The 15,399-nt window shown below is 67.2% G+C and carries 12 protein-coding genes; 7 read left to right on the top strand and 5 right to left on the bottom strand.

Annotated elements, in window-relative coordinates; translation table 11 throughout:
- Positions 1–33: 33 nt before the first annotated feature.
- Together WME75_RS05265 and WME75_RS05260 are read right to left on the bottom strand one after the other, a co-directional pair.
- Positions 34–1,515, bottom strand: a complete 1,482-nt coding sequence (locus tag WME75_RS05265; protein ID WP_437487008.1) for an oligosaccharide flippase family protein — start codon at positions 1,513–1,515, stop codon at positions 34–36.
- 2 nt (positions 1,516–1,517) lie between these two features.
- Positions 1,518–2,120, bottom strand: coding sequence for a polysaccharide biosynthesis/export family protein (locus tag WME75_RS05260; RefSeq protein WP_437494751.1), 603 nt, complete (start codon positions 2,118–2,120; stop codon positions 1,518–1,520).
- A gap of 272 nt (positions 2,121–2,392) precedes the next feature.
- Between WME75_RS05260 and WME75_RS05255 the strand changes: the two genes are divergently transcribed.
- The 4 genes from WME75_RS05255 to WME75_RS05240 all read left to right on the top strand — a co-directional run bounded on the left by WME75_RS05255 (position 2,393) and on the right by WME75_RS05240 (position 7,847).
- Complete coding sequence (locus WME75_RS05255) at positions 2,393–3,685, top strand: 3-dehydroquinate synthase (RefSeq protein WP_437487007.1); 1,293 nt, start codon at positions 2,393–2,395, stop codon at positions 3,683–3,685.
- Positions 3,682–5,094 (top strand): metabolite traffic protein EboE, encoded by a 1,413-nt coding sequence (eboE, locus tag WME75_RS05250; protein WP_437487006.1) that lies wholly within the window; start codon positions 3,682–3,684, stop codon positions 5,092–5,094. The genes WME75_RS05255 and eboE overlap by 4 nt, the downstream gene beginning before the upstream one ends.
- Positions 5,095–5,096: 2 nt before the next feature.
- Positions 5,097–5,978 carry a UbiA family prenyltransferase gene (locus tag WME75_RS05245; RefSeq protein WP_437487005.1) on the top strand — a complete coding sequence of 294 codons (882 nt, stop codon included), beginning with the start codon at positions 5,097–5,099 and terminating at the stop codon, positions 5,976–5,978.
- Positions 5,979–6,155: 177 nt separating this feature from the next.
- On the top strand, positions 6,156–7,847 hold the full coding sequence (locus WME75_RS05240; RefSeq protein ID WP_437487004.1) for a hypothetical protein: 1,692 nt from the start codon (positions 6,156–6,158) through the stop codon (positions 7,845–7,847).
- Positions 7,848–7,882: 35 nt separating this feature from the next.
- Here the strand turns inward: WME75_RS05240 and WME75_RS05235 are convergent, their stop codons facing one another.
- The 3 genes from WME75_RS05235 to WME75_RS05225 are packed head-to-tail and all read right to left on the bottom strand — an operon-like array spanning position 7,883 to position 10,821.
- The gene (locus WME75_RS05235; RefSeq protein WP_437487003.1) at positions 7,883–9,259 is read right to left on the bottom strand and encodes an alkaline phosphatase family protein; all 1,377 of its coding nucleotides are present in this window, start codon (positions 9,257–9,259) and stop codon (positions 7,883–7,885) included.
- Between the two features lie 12 nt (positions 9,260–9,271).
- Positions 9,272–10,156, bottom strand: a complete 885-nt coding sequence (locus WME75_RS05230) for a TatD family hydrolase (protein ID WP_437487002.1) — start codon at positions 10,154–10,156, stop codon at positions 9,272–9,274.
- A 23-nt stretch (positions 10,157–10,179) separates the two neighbouring features.
- The gene (locus tag WME75_RS05225) at positions 10,180–10,821 is read right to left on the bottom strand and encodes an EboA domain-containing protein (protein ID WP_437487001.1); all 642 of its coding nucleotides are present in this window, start codon (positions 10,819–10,821) and stop codon (positions 10,180–10,182) included.
- Between the two features lie 222 nt (positions 10,822–11,043).
- On the opposite strand from WME75_RS05225, the gene WME75_RS05220 reads away from it, so the two are divergent.
- The 3 genes from WME75_RS05220 (at position 11,044) to WME75_RS05210 (ending at position 15,371) form a co-directional block, all read left to right on the top strand.
- Entirely contained in the window at positions 11,044–12,522 is a 1,479-nt protein-coding gene (locus WME75_RS05220) for a PQQ-dependent sugar dehydrogenase (protein ID WP_437487000.1), read from the top strand.
- Between the two features lie 747 nt (positions 12,523–13,269).
- The gene (locus WME75_RS05215) at positions 13,270–14,460 is read left to right on the top strand and encodes an MYXO-CTERM sorting domain-containing protein (protein ID WP_437486999.1); all 1,191 of its coding nucleotides are present in this window, start codon (positions 13,270–13,272) and stop codon (positions 14,458–14,460) included.
- A 149-nt stretch (positions 14,461–14,609) separates the two neighbouring features.
- A complete protein-coding gene (locus WME75_RS05210) occupies positions 14,610–15,371 on the top strand; it encodes a YdcF family protein (protein WP_437486998.1) in 762 nt (253 codons plus the stop codon).
- Positions 15,372–15,399: the final 28 nt, after the last annotated feature.

Below are 15,399 nucleotides of genomic sequence, written 5' to 3'. Positions count from 1 at the left end.
TCGTGAGGGTCGGCCGGTGACATGGACTTCATCTCAGCGACGGCGGCGCACCGCTTCGCGGGCGAGCTGGAGGAAGTCGCGCGACGCCTGCCGCGCGATGATCAGCGCGGAGCCGGCGAAGACCAGCCCGCCCGCGACCACCTCGGCGCCGAGGCGGAAGCCGCGGGGCAGCTCGCCGAGCGAGCGCATGCCGTAGCGGACGGCGAGCACGGCGGCGACCATGGGCAGGCACGCGACGAGCGGGCGGATCAGCGGGCGCACGAGCCGCATGTACGGCACGCCGTCGGCGCGCTTCACCACCCAGAGGCTCCCCAGGGCGTGGACCCCGAACGCAACGCCGACCCCGCCGCACGCCCAGAGGACGCCGCCGATCGAGCCGAGCAGCGCGATGCCGCCGATGATGGCGATCACCTTGAGCCACTCCAACACCATGATCGCCCGCGTCCGGCCGTAGACCTGCATGTACGAGGACATGACCCAGCCGATCGGACGGGTGACGCCGAGCGCCGACAGCACGGCGAGGAGCGGGCCGGCCGGCTCCCAGGCCGCATTGAAGAACGTGTCGTTGAGGATCGTCGGGGCGACCGCGCCGAGGCCGATGGCGAGCGGGAAGATGAGGAGCGAGAGCAGGGTGAGCGCGCGGACGAGGGCGACCTTGCGCTGCTCCGGCTCGATCTTCGAGAACGACGGGACGAGCACGTCGCCGATGCGCTCGCCGACCTGGGAGGCCGGGATGTCGGCGAGGTTCCACGCGAGGTTGTAGAGGCCGCCGACATGCTCGCCGAAGAGGCGGATCATGACGAGGTTGTCCCATTTCGAGGCCCCGAAGTTCGCCAGCGACCCGAAGTTGAGCGGGATGCCAAAGGCGAACAGGTCGCGCGCCTTCTCGCGCGACAGCGGGCTCGGCGTCAGCCACTCGGCGAGCTTCACCGCCGGGACCGTCGTGACCACGCGCACGACGGCGCGCAGGACCGTCGCGACAACGATGGCGTTCCCCCCCCAGCCGCGCATGGCGAGGACGACCGACGCCGCCGTGTAGGTGAGCTCGCCGGCCGCGTTGCGGAGGCTGACGCTGCGGAAGCGCATCTCGCGGATGAGCAGGCGATCGGGGATGTACCAGAGCCGATCGATGATCATCGCGACGATGAGCCAGGGCATGAACTCGAGCATCCCGGGCGCGCCGACGAGGTGCACGGCGATCGGCTCCCGGAGGAGGTACACGACGCTGATGGCGAGCAGGCCCGCCACATGGAAATAGATGGTGGCGTTGAAGACGGTCTGGCGGTCGAGCTCGGGCCTCGAGGCGATGTACTGGCCGATCCCGAGGCTCGACACGAAATGCGCCGTCATGATGACGACAGAGGCGGCCGAGACCTCGCCGTACACGTCCGGCGCGATGAACCGGGTGAGCACGAGGGTGCCAATCAGGCCGATCACGCGCGAGCCGAGCCCTGTCCCGATCGTCCAGACCGCGCCGAGGACGGCCTTGCGGGCGAGCGCGGAGGAGCCGGCCACGATCAGGGCACGAAGATGGTATCGCCCGACTTGAGCACGAGGTCCTGCTCGGGCCGCTTGCGGGAGGCGATATCGTCGTAGTTGATGGGGATGTGCCGGAACTTGCCCGGGCTATCCATGCGGATGAGCAGGATCTGGTCGGTCGAGGCGAACTGGTTTGGACCGCCGGCCATCGCGAGCGCCTCGGAGACGGAGACGAAGTAGTTCGAGTTGAAGATGCCGGTGCGCGCGACGTTGCCGCTGACCACGAACCGGTAGCTGTTGATGCCGGTCACGGCGACGGTGATCACGGCCGTCTCGTCCTTCACGAACTCGGTGAGCCGCTTCTTCATCTCCTCGCGCACCTGGGTCGGGGTCCTGCCGGCCACGTAGAGGTCGCCGATGAGCGGCATCGTGATGAAGCCGTCGGCCCTGACCAGCGCTTCGCTCGACAGGTCGGCCATGCGCCACACGTTGACCCGGAGCTGGTCCCCCACCCCGATCACGTACTCGTGCTTGCGCGGGTCGTACTCCTTCGCGTAGTTCGCCGGGTTGTAGACGTACGTGGGCGCACACCCGGCGGAGAGCGCGGCGAGGGCGAGGCCTGCCGCTGCTGTCAAAAGCACTCCTCTCATGAAGGACCGTTTCGTGGGACGGGCTGTGCCTTCCATGGGCGTCTGCATTGAGGAGGATGTCAGGCAGTCCGGGGTTGCGCTTACGAGGCTTACGAGGCGAGCGCGGCCGCGCGGCCGCGCGGCCGCGCAGCTCACGAGCGGCGCCAGCATTGCAGGAAGGCCGTCCGCCGCCAAGGGGAAGTTTTCATGCTGCGGCAGGACGCGGGATCCTTGGCGAGGAACCAACTTGACGGCCCGATGACGGCTCTCAAAGCTCGGCTTTGATGCTGCTTCATCTCCAACGGATCACCGTCCCCTTCGAGTACCCCGTCTATCTCACGAACGGCGTCTTTTCGCCGTGCAACGGCGACCTTGCGTCCGCCGTCGCGTCGAAGGAGCCGCGCCGGCGTCACCGGGTGCTGCCGGTGATCGACGGCGGCGTCGCCGCGGCGTGGCCGTCGCTCGCGGAGGACATCGCGCGGTACGTGGACGCGCACGCGGATCGGCTCGCGCTCGCGGCCGAGCCGATCGTGGTGCCCGGCGGCGAGGCGGTGAAGAACGACGCCGCGGCGACGGAGGCGCTGCAGGCGAGGCTCGACGCGCTGGGGATGGATCGGCAGTCGTTCGTGATGATCGTCGGCGGGGGCGCGGTGCTCGACATGGCCGGCTACGCGGCCGCGACGGTGCACCGCGGGGTGCGGGTCGTGCGCATCCCGACCACGGTGCTCGCGCAGGCCGACTCCGGCGTCGGCGTGAAGAACGGCGTCAACGCGTTCGGGAAGAAGAACCTGCTCGGCACGTTCGCCCCGCCGTTCGCGGTGATCCTCGACCCGCGTTTCCTGGAGACGCTGCCCTTGCGCGACAAGGTGGCCGGGATGGCGGAGGCGGTGAAGGTCGCGCTGATCCGGGACGCGAGGCTGTTCTCGTGGCTGTCCGAGCATGCGCCCGCGCTCGCGTCGGGCTCGGTCGGGCCGCTCGCGGAGCTGGTGCGTCGCTCGGCGGAGATCCACCTCCAGCACATCGCGAGCGCGGGCGATCCGTTCGAGCTCGGGAGCGCGCGGCCGCTCGATTTCGGGCACTGGGCCGCGCACAAGCTCGAGTCGCTCACGAAGCACCGGCTCCGGCACGGCGAGGCGGTCGCGATCGGGATCGCGCTCGACACCCTCTACGCCGAGCTGGCCGGCCTCTGCAGCGAGTCGACGTCGGCCGCGGTGCTCTCGACGCTCGAGGCGCTCGGCTTCGCGCTGTGGGACGACGCGCTCGCGCTCACGCGGCCGGACGGCGAGCGGGGCGAGCGGGGCGAGCGGGGCGAGCGGGGCGAGCGGGGCGAGCGGGGCGAGCGGGGCGAGCGGGGCGAGCGGGGCGAGCGGCTCTGCGTGCTCGACGGGCTGGACGAGTTCCGCGAGCACCTCGGCGGAGAGCTCACGGTGACGTTGCTCGAGGACGTGGGGCGCGCGCGCGAGGTGCACGCGATGGAGGAGCGGCACATCGTCGCGGCGATCGCGCGGCTGCGCGAGCGCGCCGGGCGGCGGGGCGCGCTGGTGGCGGCCGGGGTGGCCGGGGCGGCGCGATCATGAGGCTCGCGTGCGCGGGAGCGCCGCACCTGACGTACTGCACGAACATCCACCCGGGCGAGACGTGGGCGGAGGTGAAGCAGAGCCTGGAGACGCACCTGCTCGAGATCTGGTCGCGCGCGGCCGGAGGACGGGAGGGCGCGCAGCCGCGCGGAGGCGCCGGACCGGGCGGGGCGGGCGGAGGCGGCGGGGTGGAGCGCGCCGGGCACGGCGAGCGACGCCGCTGCGGGGTGGGGCTACGGCTCTCGGCGAGGGCGGCGGCGGAGCTCGCGGCGCCGGCGGAGCTCGAGGCGTTCCGCGATTTTCTCGAACGAAACGGCCTGTACGTGTTCACGCTGAACGGCTTCCCCTACGGCCGGTTCCACGGCGCGCCGGTGAAGGAGCGCGTGTACCTGCCGGACTGGCTGGACGACGAGCGCCTCGCATACAGCGATCTCCTGGCGACGCTCCTCGCCGCGCTGCTGCCGGCCGAGGAGGGCCTGATGGGGAGCGTGAGCACCGTGCCCGGCGCATTCAGGCCGCGGGTGCGCGGGCGGGAGGACGCGGAGGCGATGGCGCGGCGGCTGGTCAAGCACGCGGCGCACCTCGTCGAGCTCCGCCGCCGCACGGGCAAGCGCGTCGCGCTGGCGCTCGAGCCGGAGCCGTGCTGCTTCCTGGAGACGACGCCCGAGGCGATCGCCTTTTTCACCGATCACGTGTTCGCGCGGGAGCGCGCGCGGGAGCTCTCGGCGCTGGCCGGGATGAGCCTGCCGGACGCGGAGGAGGCGCTCCACACGCACCTCGGCCTCTGCTTCGATGCGTGCCACATGGCGGTGGAGTTCGAGGACGCGCCGGCGTCGCTCGCGGCGCTCCGCGCGGCGGGCGTCGGCGTGCACAAGGTGCAGATCAGCGCCGGGCTGCGCGCGCGCGTGGCGGAGCGCGATCCGGCGACGATGGCGAGGCTGCGCGCGTATGCGGCGGACATCGTCTACCTGCACCAGGTGGTCGAGCGGCGCGGGGGCGCGGGCGAGCTCGTTCGCTACCTGGATCTGCCCGAGGCGCTGTCGGCGCTCGAGGGCGCGGGGGCGGCATCGACGGAGGCGCGGGCGGAGGAGTGGCGTATCCACTTCCACATGCCGATTTTCCGGGGGATCGAGGGCGCGCTCGCGACGACGCAGCCGGAGCTTGCGACGCTTCTCTCGCACCTGCGAGAGTTGCCGGCGACGCAGCACCTCGAGGTGGAGACCTACACCTGGGATGTCCTGCCGGAGGATCAGCGGCGCGGCGGCCTGGTCGAGGCGGTGGCGAGGGAGCTTCGCTGGGTGGAGGAACGGATGGTGGTGGAAGGGAGCGGCGGCGCCGGAGCCGGCGCGGTCAGCGGAGGCGACGCTCGCGGCGGCGTCCTCGGCGCGGGTGGCGGAGAGGGGGTCTGACCATGAGCTCACGCGCGCGGGTGTATCTGCGGCTAGGCCGCGTCTCGAACCTGCCCACGGTCTGGACGAACGTGCTGTGCGGCATGGCGCTGGCGGGGTCCGGCCTGCGGGCGCCCGAGGTGGCGCTGGTGGGGCTTGCTGTGTCGCTGATGTACGTGGGCGGCATGTTCCTGAATGACGCGTTCGACCGGGAGATCGACGCGCGTGAGCGCCCCGAGCGGCCGATCCCATCCGGGCTGGTGAGCGCCCGCGAGGTCTTCGCGGTGGGGTACGGCCTGCTCGGCGCGGGGGTGCTGCTCGTGGGGGGCCACGCGTACCTGGAGGGCCGGGGCGCGGCGCCGATCGTGGCGAGCGCGCTCCTCGCGGGGGCGATCGTGCTGTACGACGCCTGGCACAAGGGGAATCTGCTGAGCCCGGCGCTCATGGGGCTATGCCGCGTGCTGGTCTACGCGACGGCGGCGCTCGCGGCGGGGGGGCGGCTCGGGAGCGCGGTGATCGGAGGAGGGGTGGCGCTGCTCTTCTATCTGATCGGGCTGACGGCGATCGCGAAGCAGGAGAATCTGCTGGCCGTGCGCAGCCTGTGGGCGCTCGGCTTCATGGCGGTGCCGTTCCTCTCTACGATCGGGGCGCCGCTCACCGGGTGGGTGGGGACGATCGCGTACGGCGCGCTCGCGGGCTGCGTGATCCACGCCCTGAGGCTGCTGCGGGGGACGCGGAAGGACCGGATCCCGCGCGCCGTGGTGACGCTCATCGCCGGGATATCGCTGCTCGACGCGGTGCTCATCGCGAAGAGCGGAGCGCCTGGAGCCGGCGGCGCGGCGGCGCTGGCGCTGATGGGATTCCCGCTGACGCTGGCGATGCAGCGGGTGGTGCGGGGGACGTGAAGCGTCGTGGCGTCTTGAAAGGACGCGACGAGGTGGACAAAGTTGCTGCTGGGAAGCGCTCGTTCAAGATACCAACGTAAAGGGCGATGAGCCGGGCGCAGCTCTCTCTTCTGCCTCATGCCATCGGTAGCTTCTCTGCTGGTCGGGAGCGTTCCCCGGGATCGATACCAGGAGCATATGTCAATGAGGTCTCATTCGTTCGGTGGTGCATTCAGTATCGCCCTCTTCGCCGCAGTTACGTGCGGCGGCTGCGGTCTCCTCCTCGGGTTGGATGAGTTCGAGGACACAGAGGCAACGACGGGAACTGGTCCAGGAGGAGGAGGCCAGCGAACGTGCGAGCCGGAAAGCATTGAGACCTGCCCGTACGGAGGTCCTCCCGAACGAGTCGGCATCGGAAACTGCAAAGCTGCCACACGGCAGTGCCTTTCAGATGGTGACAGCTGGAGCGCATGCGCGGGCGAAATACAGCCGAGAGACGAGGACTGCAACGAGCGCGGCGACGAAGACTGCGACGGCATCTCCTGCAGCGATGCGATATGGAGCAGAAGTTACTCAATCCCACGAGGGAGCATCAAACACATCGCCATCGACCAAGAAGGCAAAACGATCATCTCAGGACTGTTCGCAGGCACCATATCCATCGGAGAAAAAACACTGGAATCAAATACAAGCAACGAATTCGATTATTTCATTGCAAAAGTAGACAAAGAAGGAACAACAGAATGGATCAAGCACATCGAAGGCATCGGAGACAACGGCTACAATATCGACGTAGCCGTTGATGACAACAATAACATTCTCGCGGTCGGCGAGCTATCGGGAACGATTAGCATCGACTCCATCAGCCTGGAAGGGCCAGCTCTATACCGAGGGACAAGCATATTCATAGCTTCCCTTGCACCCGACGGAAAACACCGATGGAGCAAGGCCTTCCGATTCGAAGAAGGAGAGGCAGAGCTCGCCGCGCCCGCGATCGTTATAGATTACAACAACACCGCTATAGTATCAGGACCGTTCGCGGGCACAGCAAATTTTGGTGGACCCAGCATAGAATCCACTGAATGGGACATCTTCCTAACAGGTCTTTCCACCATCGACGGATCACATCGATGGACCCAACAAATAACCGATACACCTGGGGAAACATCAACTCATCACAAACAGCTTATCAGTGATATTACAGTCACCAAAAACAACAGACTGGTCATCACAGGATCGTTCGACGACTCCATCAGATTTCCAGGCGGAATGTACGACATCGGCCGAGACATCGCCAGCCCCGGAACACACGGGTTTGTCGCAAGCCTATCGAGCAGCAATGGAACTATACAGTGGAGCAAAGAGCTCGCAGGGTGCAACAACGTGGCCGTGGATACCGACCCAGAAGGGAACATACTCATCACAGGTGGGCTGACCACCGAGACTGATTTTGGCGGCGGAAGCAAGCTGTCCCCAAGTGGTGAAAGCGACATCTTTATCGCAAAATATGACGAGGACGACGATCATCACTGGAGCAAACGCTTCGGAGAGTTCAATACGAACGAAGGACTCGCCGTTGTAGCAGACAGCTCTGGCAACGTAGTAGTGGCTGGAACACTCGCGTCAAACGTAGACTTCGGCGGCGGTGTGCGTCGAGCAGAACCGCCGGCCGATCTTTTTCTATTGAAGATGAATAAGGGAGGGACGCACGTCTGGAGCAAGACATTTGAGGATTGTCACATCCAGCAATTCGCCGAATCTCCGCTTGCTTACGCGCTCGCGAAGCACCCGTCCGAAGACATTGTGGCACTCACAGCGAGGTGCACAAACGTCGACTTTGGGAATCGTCCACTGGAATCAGGTTCAGTCGTCGTCCACATCACTCCGTGATCGAGGGCGGAGTGGCCTTCTTCAGCGGTGCAGACTCATCCCGCGGTGAGATGCGACAGCACGATCCCTTTGATATCGCATGCGTGAGCAACATCAGGTGGCGCGAGGTGAGGCTCTGAGGTCAAGAACACCGGCCCCTGATCAAGACGATCGGTTAGCCTCCCATGCGATCCTTGAACAAGGCTAGAATTCAACGGCGTCAATCTCATCAAATATCGAAATCCAAGCTTCTTCTTCGCCAGTGTAAAGAGAGCTCGCGCCGGCGCCAAAGACAATCTGGGATCGACAAACAGCTCAACTGGATCATAACCTGGCTTCCGATGAATATCGACTGTGCGCGCGAACTCTGGCGCTTTGTCGTCATCGAGCCAATAGTAGTAACTGAACCATCTGTCCTGTTTGGCAATGGCCACGAGCTCGCCGGAGCGAGGATGGAGGAGCCCCATAGCCCGCTTTCCTTCCTCGTCCAGCACCGCCTCCACGCCCGGAAGAGCCTCGATCAACGATCTTACTTCGGCGACACGTGTTGACCTTCGCACGTAGACGTGCGCTACTTGGTGATCCGCCACCGCGAAGGCGTCGGACCCACCGGCGTCGAGCTTCTCCAGCCCGCGCTCCACGCGGACTCGCAAGAGACCGTGCTCCCGCAGCACGCGATTGATGTGCACCACGCCCGACACGCGCGTGATGCCGTACTCGGACAAAACCATCACCCGCGTCCCGTCGTTGCGCACATGATCGATGAGCTCCCCGCACGCGGCGTCGACCGCGCGGAGGTCGTCTTGGATCGCCGGATGGTCCGGGCCGAGCCGTTGCAGGTTGTAGTCAAGGTGTGGAAGGTAGACGAGCGTCAGCGTCGGCCGCCGAGTGTCGTAGACGTGACGTGCGCACCGTGCAATCCACTGCGTCGACTTGATGTTTGCGTTCGGTCCCCAGAAGTTGAACAGAGGAAACTCGCCCAGCCGGAAGACGAGCTCATCGCGCAACGACGCCGGCTCGGTGTAGATATCCGGTAGCTTGAGCCCGTCCGCCCAGTAGATCGGCCTCGGCGTCACCGCGTAATCCGCCGAGCTGTACATATTGTACCACCAGAACAGCTTGGCGCAGGTGAACGACGGATCGAGCCGGCGCGCAGTCTCCCAGATCTTCTCCCCCGCCACGAGCTGGTTCGCCTGGCGCCACAGGTTCACCTCGGCGATGTCGCGAAAGTACCAGCCGTTCGCGACGCAGCCGTGCCCGCTCGGGAGGAGGCCTGTCGTGAAGGTCGACTGGACCGTACACGTGACCGCGGGCACCACGGTCTGCAGAGGGCGCATCGCCCCTTCGCGCGCGAGCCGCTTCAGGTTCGGCGTGGCATCGCCGAGGAGCTCGCCGGTCAGCCCGACGACGTTAAGGACGACGGTGCGGTGCATGGGTGTGCTCGATCAGCTCTTCACGACAGGGGCCTGCCCGCGCAGGACCGAGTTCCCCTCGAACAGGACGCGCTGGTCCACCGCAGGCGCCTCGCCGAACTCCGCGAGGTCGAGCCGGCCGCTCTGGGCGAAGAAGGCGAGCGGGTTCTTCCAGACGATCCGCTCGATCACCTCGTCCGCGATGCCGTTCTCGCGCATCCGCGCCGCCGTCTTCGGCACCTTCAAGGGATCGCTCACGCCCCAGTCCGCCGCGCTGTTGATCAGGATCCGCTCCGCGCCGTATTTCTTGACCAGCGCGACCATCCGGTCTTCGTCCATCTTGGTGTTCGGGTAGATGGAGTGACCGGCCCAGCATCCGGTCGCGAGCACGAGCGGCAGCGTCTCCTCATTGTTGTGATCGATGAGCACGCGCTCCTCGGGGAATTTGAGCTCCCGCACCAGGGCCAGCGTCCGCTCGGTCCCCCGCTTCTTGTCGCGGTGCGGCGTGTGCACGAGGACGGGTAGACCGTGCTCTCGCGCGAGCTCGACCTGCTGGACGAAGTACTTCTCTTCCTCGGGCGTCATGTCGTCAAACCCGATCTCGCCGACCGCGACCACGCCCTCCTTATCCAGATAGCGCGGCAAGAGATCGATGACGCCCTGCGCTACGCGGGGGTTGTTGGCCTCCTTCGGGTTGAGCGCCAGCGTGCAGAGGTGGCGGATGCCGAACTGGCTGGCCCGAAAGCGCTCCCAGCCGAGCAGGGACGCGAAGTAGTCCTCGAACGTGCCGACGTGCGCCCTCGGCTGACCGAGCCAGAACGCGGGCTCGAGGACGGCGACGATGCCGGCATCGGCCATCGCCTGGTAGTCGTCGGTCGTCCGCGATGTCATGTGGATATGAGGATCGAATAGCTTCACTTGTCTCTCCGCCTCGCGCGCCTTCACTCGGGGATCCGAGTCGCGCGCTCGTGCTCGTGCTCCGGGGAGAGCAGGCCGATGTCGGCCGGAACGCTCCGGCCAGCCGCCCTCCGCTCACTCGCGAAATCGTTCGCCATCCTGGCGAGCTCGCTCGACCGCCGCTGTTCCAGCCCGACGATCCGCGCGAGCGCCACCCCCATGAACATGGCCTTGAGGACCATCTGGTTGAAATTGAGGTCCGGGAAATATGCCGCCGGATAACGGCTCTCGCAGGCGATCGCCTCGAAGACAGGCAGCTCGTTCGTGCGGCACGCATCGACCGCGAGCGGGAGGAAGCGCTCCGCTTCAGTCAGGAACGGCAGGGCCCGCAGGAGCGCCTGCCGCTCCCGGCTGTCGCCCTGCTGGTAGCCAATCGAGAGCAGCGGCTCGAGCTCCGTTGCGGGCAGGCGCCTCGACACAAGCGCCAGCATGGTGACCCGGCCGAGCTCGTCCATCCGCCAGCCATCCACCGTTCTGGCGGCCCCCGCAGCTTCCAGGGCGTCCCGCTCGTCGGCGTGGAGCCCGAGCGGCGCCTTGCCGAGCACCCGCGCGGCGGCAGTGAACGTCGACAGGAAGCGGTCACGATCGAACCAGGTAGACGTCTCGTTCGCCCCTGCGTCAGGCACCTCGCCACGTCGCACGCCAATCCCGGTCACCTGTTCGACGCGCTCTCGCCAGGAGCCGGCCGCAGGCGGAATCCGGCGTGACAGGATCTCGAGCAGCGGTAGGGAAGGGTCTTGCATTGTAATCGCGTTCACCGGTCCCGGCGGCATGGGAAGCCGCAGACGCGGCGCCATGAGGTGGAAAGTTATACCAAGGGGCGCGCGCTTCGGATAGTCTCCTAAGCCATGATGGACCAGAAGCGTTTCCTTTTGTCTTTCGTGCCCATCGCAGCCGCCGTCGTCGGTCTGAGCTTCACCTTGAATGGCTGCGGGGGCAACGACGCCGGACCAGGATCAGGGGGCAGCGGAGGAGCCGGTCCTGGCGGAACCGGCACCGGCGGCGGCGCTACCACGGGCGCGAACACGGGCACCGCCACAACTGGCAGCGGAGCCGGTACGACCACCAGTGGAACGGACGGGGCGGGAGCCGGGACCGGGACAGGAGCCGGCCCCGGGACAGGAGCCGGCCCTGCGACCGGAACCGGCGCGGGTGGGCATGGGACGATCGAGTGCGACGAGCCGGGCGGGACCGTGCCGCCGCTCAAGCTCACCGAGGTGGTGAGCGGCTTCGACCGGCCGCTCTACGTGACCAGCGAGCCTGCCGACGCGAGCCGACTCTACGTTATCGAGCAGGTCGGAAGGATTCGCCTCGTGAAGGACGGAGCGCTTCAGGAGGCATCGTTCCTCGACATCACGGGGCTCGTCACGCCGGTTGACACGAGCTACGATGACGAAAAGGGGTTACTCGGCCTTGCGTTTCATCCCGATTACGCAGAAAACGGGCGCTTCTTCGTGTACTTCAACGCACGCCGTCAGAGCGCTGAGCTACCGGCAGGCCTCACTCTCATGGAATTCTCGCGCTCACCGAGCAACCCGGACGTCGCCGTCCCCGAGAGCAAACGCAGTTTCTTTCGCATCACCTCCGGCGTCATGGGCAATCACAACGGCGGCATGCTCGCGTTCGGCCCTGACGGCATGCTCTACATAGGCGTCGGCGACGGCGGCGGTCAGAGCGACAACCCGGATCCGAACAACAATGGGCAGAACATCGAGGTGAAGCTCGCCAAGATCCTGCGCATCGACGTTGACAATCATCCGACGGCGCCGGCCGGGAATGTCACCGGTGGAGATCCAGACATCTGGGATTACGGCTTGCGCAATCCGTGGCGATTCAGCTTCGACCGCTGCCGAGGCGATCTCTACATCGGAGACGTCGGTGGGCGCCTGTTCGAGGAGATCAACATCGAGCCGCGCGGACAGGGTAACAAGAACTACGGATGGAGCGTCACCGAGGGGGCGACATGCCTGAAGGACGGCCAGGCGCCGGGCTGCGCTTCGCCGATGATCACTCCGCCCGTCAAGCGATACGATCACGACAACGGCGACGGCTCCGTGACAGGCGGTTATGTCTACCGCGGCAGCAAGATCCCCGCACTCCGTGGGAAGTACCTGTACGGCGATTTTGCATCGGACAGGATGTGGATGTTCACGTGGAAGGACGGTGTCGCCACGCCCGCGATGCCGACCGAGCTGGGGACGTCGCTCAGCCAGGATCTCGACTCCGTGAGCACCATCGAAGGCCTCGCCTCCTTCGGCGAGGACGCCGCGGGCGAGCTCTACATCGTCTCCTATGGAGGCACGATCTTCCGGATCGATCCGGAATAGGGCGCTCCGCGGACCGCATCACCGTAACGCCGTTCGTCATCGGTTCACGCTCTCCGAAGGGCAGCTTGCCAGAGCTGAATTCAAGCCATGCAGAAAAGGTCGAGACTCGGGGTCGGTTGGGTGCTCGCGTTCGGGCTGCTGAGCCGCGAGGCGGCGGCTGGAATCGATGACCTCCAGGGGACGGAGGCGGGCGCGATGCCAGAGCAGAACAACCTCGGCACCGCCGAGCGCTGCGCTGGATGCCATCGCGCCGAGGACGAGAGCGCCATGGATTACATGCCCACGGACACGTGGGCAGGTACCATGATGGCGAACGCGTGGCGCGATCCCGTCTTCAAGGCCGCCCTCGCCATCGCCAACCAGGACGCTCCGGGGGTCGGCACGTTCTGCTTGCGCTGTCACTCCCCGGTCGGCTTCGTGAACGGGCGGGCGACGCCCCCGGATGGCTCTGGATTCGACCCCAACGCCGCGTCCGACGGAAAGATCGTCGATGGCCAGGGGGTCAGCTGCAGCGTGTGCCATCGCGCGATGACGACCCTCGGCCCCGACGATACGAGATCGTACCTCCTCGGCAACGCTCAACTCGTGTTCGATACCACGCCGGAGGCTGCTGGATTCACAACTACCCCCTTGATATACGGTCCATATACAGAAGTCGTTTCTGAATCTCACACGGGAGCAGAAGAACCCATGCTCGCCGAATCCGAGTTTTGTGGCCAATGTCATCAAGTCACAAATCCGGGGGTCATGCTGAGGGACGCGAGCGGAAGCCCCACCACCATCGAGTTTCCGCTCGATACGACCTTCGAGGAGTGGGCCTCCAGCGACTTTCGTGATGGCGGCTCGGACCCTCGAAGCTGCGTCGACTGCCACATGCGCAGGAAGATCGGCGAGTTCCCTGTCGCCGATCTCGGCCCCGTCCGCGCCGACCCGCGCGACCACGTCCTCGTCGGCGGCAACCACTGGGGCATCCAGGCCGTCATGGCGGCCGACAAGACCCGCGCCGCGGAGTACGCCGACTCCTTCCAGCTCGCCCTCGACCGCACCCTCGAGAGCCTCGCCTCGGCCGCCTCCGTCGCGCTCGTCGAGGCCCCTCAGGAAGCGGAGGCCGGTGACGACATCACCCTCACCGTCCGCGTCGAGAACCTCACCGGACACAAGTTCCCGACCGGCTACGCCGAGAGCCGGCGCGCCTGGATCGCCGTGGTCCTCGTCGACGAGGACGGGCGCGAGCGGCCGCTGCTCGGCGGCTATGACGCGGACACCGGTGAGATCCAGCACGAGCCGCCCACCCACGAGTACCGGGCCGTGCACGGGCTCTGGAACAGCGGCGCGGGCGTGGGCGAGAAAGAGGAGCACCTCGCGCGCCACGACATGATCATCTCCGATACCCGCATCCCGCCGAAGGGCTTCGTGCCGTCGCAGAAGACCCAGCCGACGCCGGAGATCGACTTCAGCGACGGGAACGGCGGATTCCGCAACTACGATGAGGCGCGCTTCACGCTCACCGTGCCCGCCGGCACCTTCGGTACCCAGACGCTCTCGGCGCGCGTCTACTACCAGTCGATGACGAGGGAGTACATCGAGTTCCTGCGAGCCGAGAACGTCACCGACGACACGGGAGATCGGCTCCTGGAGATCTACGAGGAGACCGGCGAGGCGCCGCCGATCCTCGTCGCGAACGCCGATGCGCCGATCGATCTGGGAGCCCCGCCCGCCACCACCACCGGCGGGGGCAACGGCAGCGGCGGCAACGGCAGCGGGGGCAGCGGCGGCGACAGCCCGACCGGCAGCGGCACCGACGGCGCGCGCGACGCCGGCGGGTGCGGCTGCCGGACCCCCGGCGACGGCCACGACGGGTGGCTCCCCGCAGGCCTCGCTGGGCTCGCCCTCGCCTCCGCCGCAGCCCGGCGGCGGCGAGCGCAGCGGCGACGCTGAGCACCCACCCGCCATGAAAGGCAGCGCCGGAACGGGCGCATCGCCGCTCGCTTCCGTCCCGCCTTCGCAACGCGCCTCTTTTCGCTCGCGTCGCTCCCCGGCGACAGCATAGATAGACCTCCACCGAGCGCCTCACGGCGAGCCTCGCCTTGCCCATCGCCCGCCTCGTCGATCCCCTGTTCGTGCTCCTCGTCGTCGCGGGCCTCGGCCTCGCGCTGTCCGGCGGCGGGTGGACCTACCGCGCGCGCCGGGCGAAGGTCGGGCGGGCGCTCGCGTGGAGCGCCTGGCTCGCGCTGTGGCTCCTCTCCATGCCCTGGGTCTCCAGCGGGCTCGTGCGCCGCATGAGCACGCAGCCGAGGGACCTCCGCGCGGAGCTCGCCGGCAGCTCGCCCGAGCGGCGGGTCCTGGTCATCCTCACCGCCGGGATCGACGCCGACGAGTTCGGCACGCCCGCCATGGAACGGCAGTCGGCGAATGGCATCGAGCGCGGCCTCGGCGCCGCGCGCGTCTACCGCACCTACGGCTTCGGCCACGTCATCGTCTCAGGGCAGGACGTCCGGCTCGAGCGCACCGAGCTCGCCGGCGCCATGGCCGACCTGCTCGTCGAGCTGGGCGTGCCGAGGAAGAAGATCCTCCTGGAGACCGAGTCGCGCGACACCCGGGAAAACGCCATCTACTCCGCCAAAATCGCCCGCAGCCTCTCGGCCGAAGCCGTGGTCGTCGTGACGAGCGCGCTCCACATGCCGCGCTCGATCCGCATGTTCGAGCGCGCGGGCCTCGACGTCCTCCCCGCGCCGATCAGGTTCGAGGCCCTGCCGCACAAAGGGCCGGGGCAGCTGATCCCATCGTCGCTCACCCTCCGGCGATCGCACCGCGCCGTCCACGAGCTCGTGGGCCTGCTCGAGCCGTAGCCGCAGCCACAGCGATCACGGCGCGCGC

It is taken from the genome of Sorangium sp. So ce1014 (assembly GCF_051521505.1).
Classification (GTDB): domain Bacteria; phylum Myxococcota_A; class Polyangia; order Polyangiales; family Polyangiaceae; genus Sorangium.
Note: the sequence above shows the minus strand (reverse complement) of the source record. Positions and strands in the feature narration are given on the sequence as shown.

Excerpts from the sequence above, each read along its gene's own strand:
- WME75_RS05255 (WP_437487007.1), top strand. The coding sequence starts at position 2,393 with ATGCTGCTTCATCTCCAACGGATCACCGTCCCCTTCGAGTACCCCGTC.
- eboE (WP_437487006.1), top strand. The coding sequence starts at position 3,682 with ATGAGGCTCGCGTGCGCGGGAGCGCCGCACCTGACGTACTGCACGAAC.
- WME75_RS05245 (WP_437487005.1), top strand. The coding sequence starts at position 5,097 with ATGAGCTCACGCGCGCGGGTGTATCTGCGGCTAGGCCGCGTCTCGAAC.
- WME75_RS05240 (WP_437487004.1), top strand. The coding sequence starts at position 6,156 with ATGTCAATGAGGTCTCATTCGTTCGGTGGTGCATTCAGTATCGCCCTC.
- WME75_RS05235 (WP_437487003.1), bottom strand. The coding sequence starts at position 9,259 with ATGCACCGCACCGTCGTCCTTAACGTCGTCGGGCTGACCGGCGAGCTC.
- WME75_RS05220 (WP_437487000.1), top strand. The coding sequence starts at position 11,044 with ATGATGGACCAGAAGCGTTTCCTTTTGTCTTTCGTGCCCATCGCAGCC.
- WME75_RS05215 (WP_437486999.1), top strand. The coding sequence starts at position 13,270 with ATGCTGAGGGACGCGAGCGGAAGCCCCACCACCATCGAGTTTCCGCTC.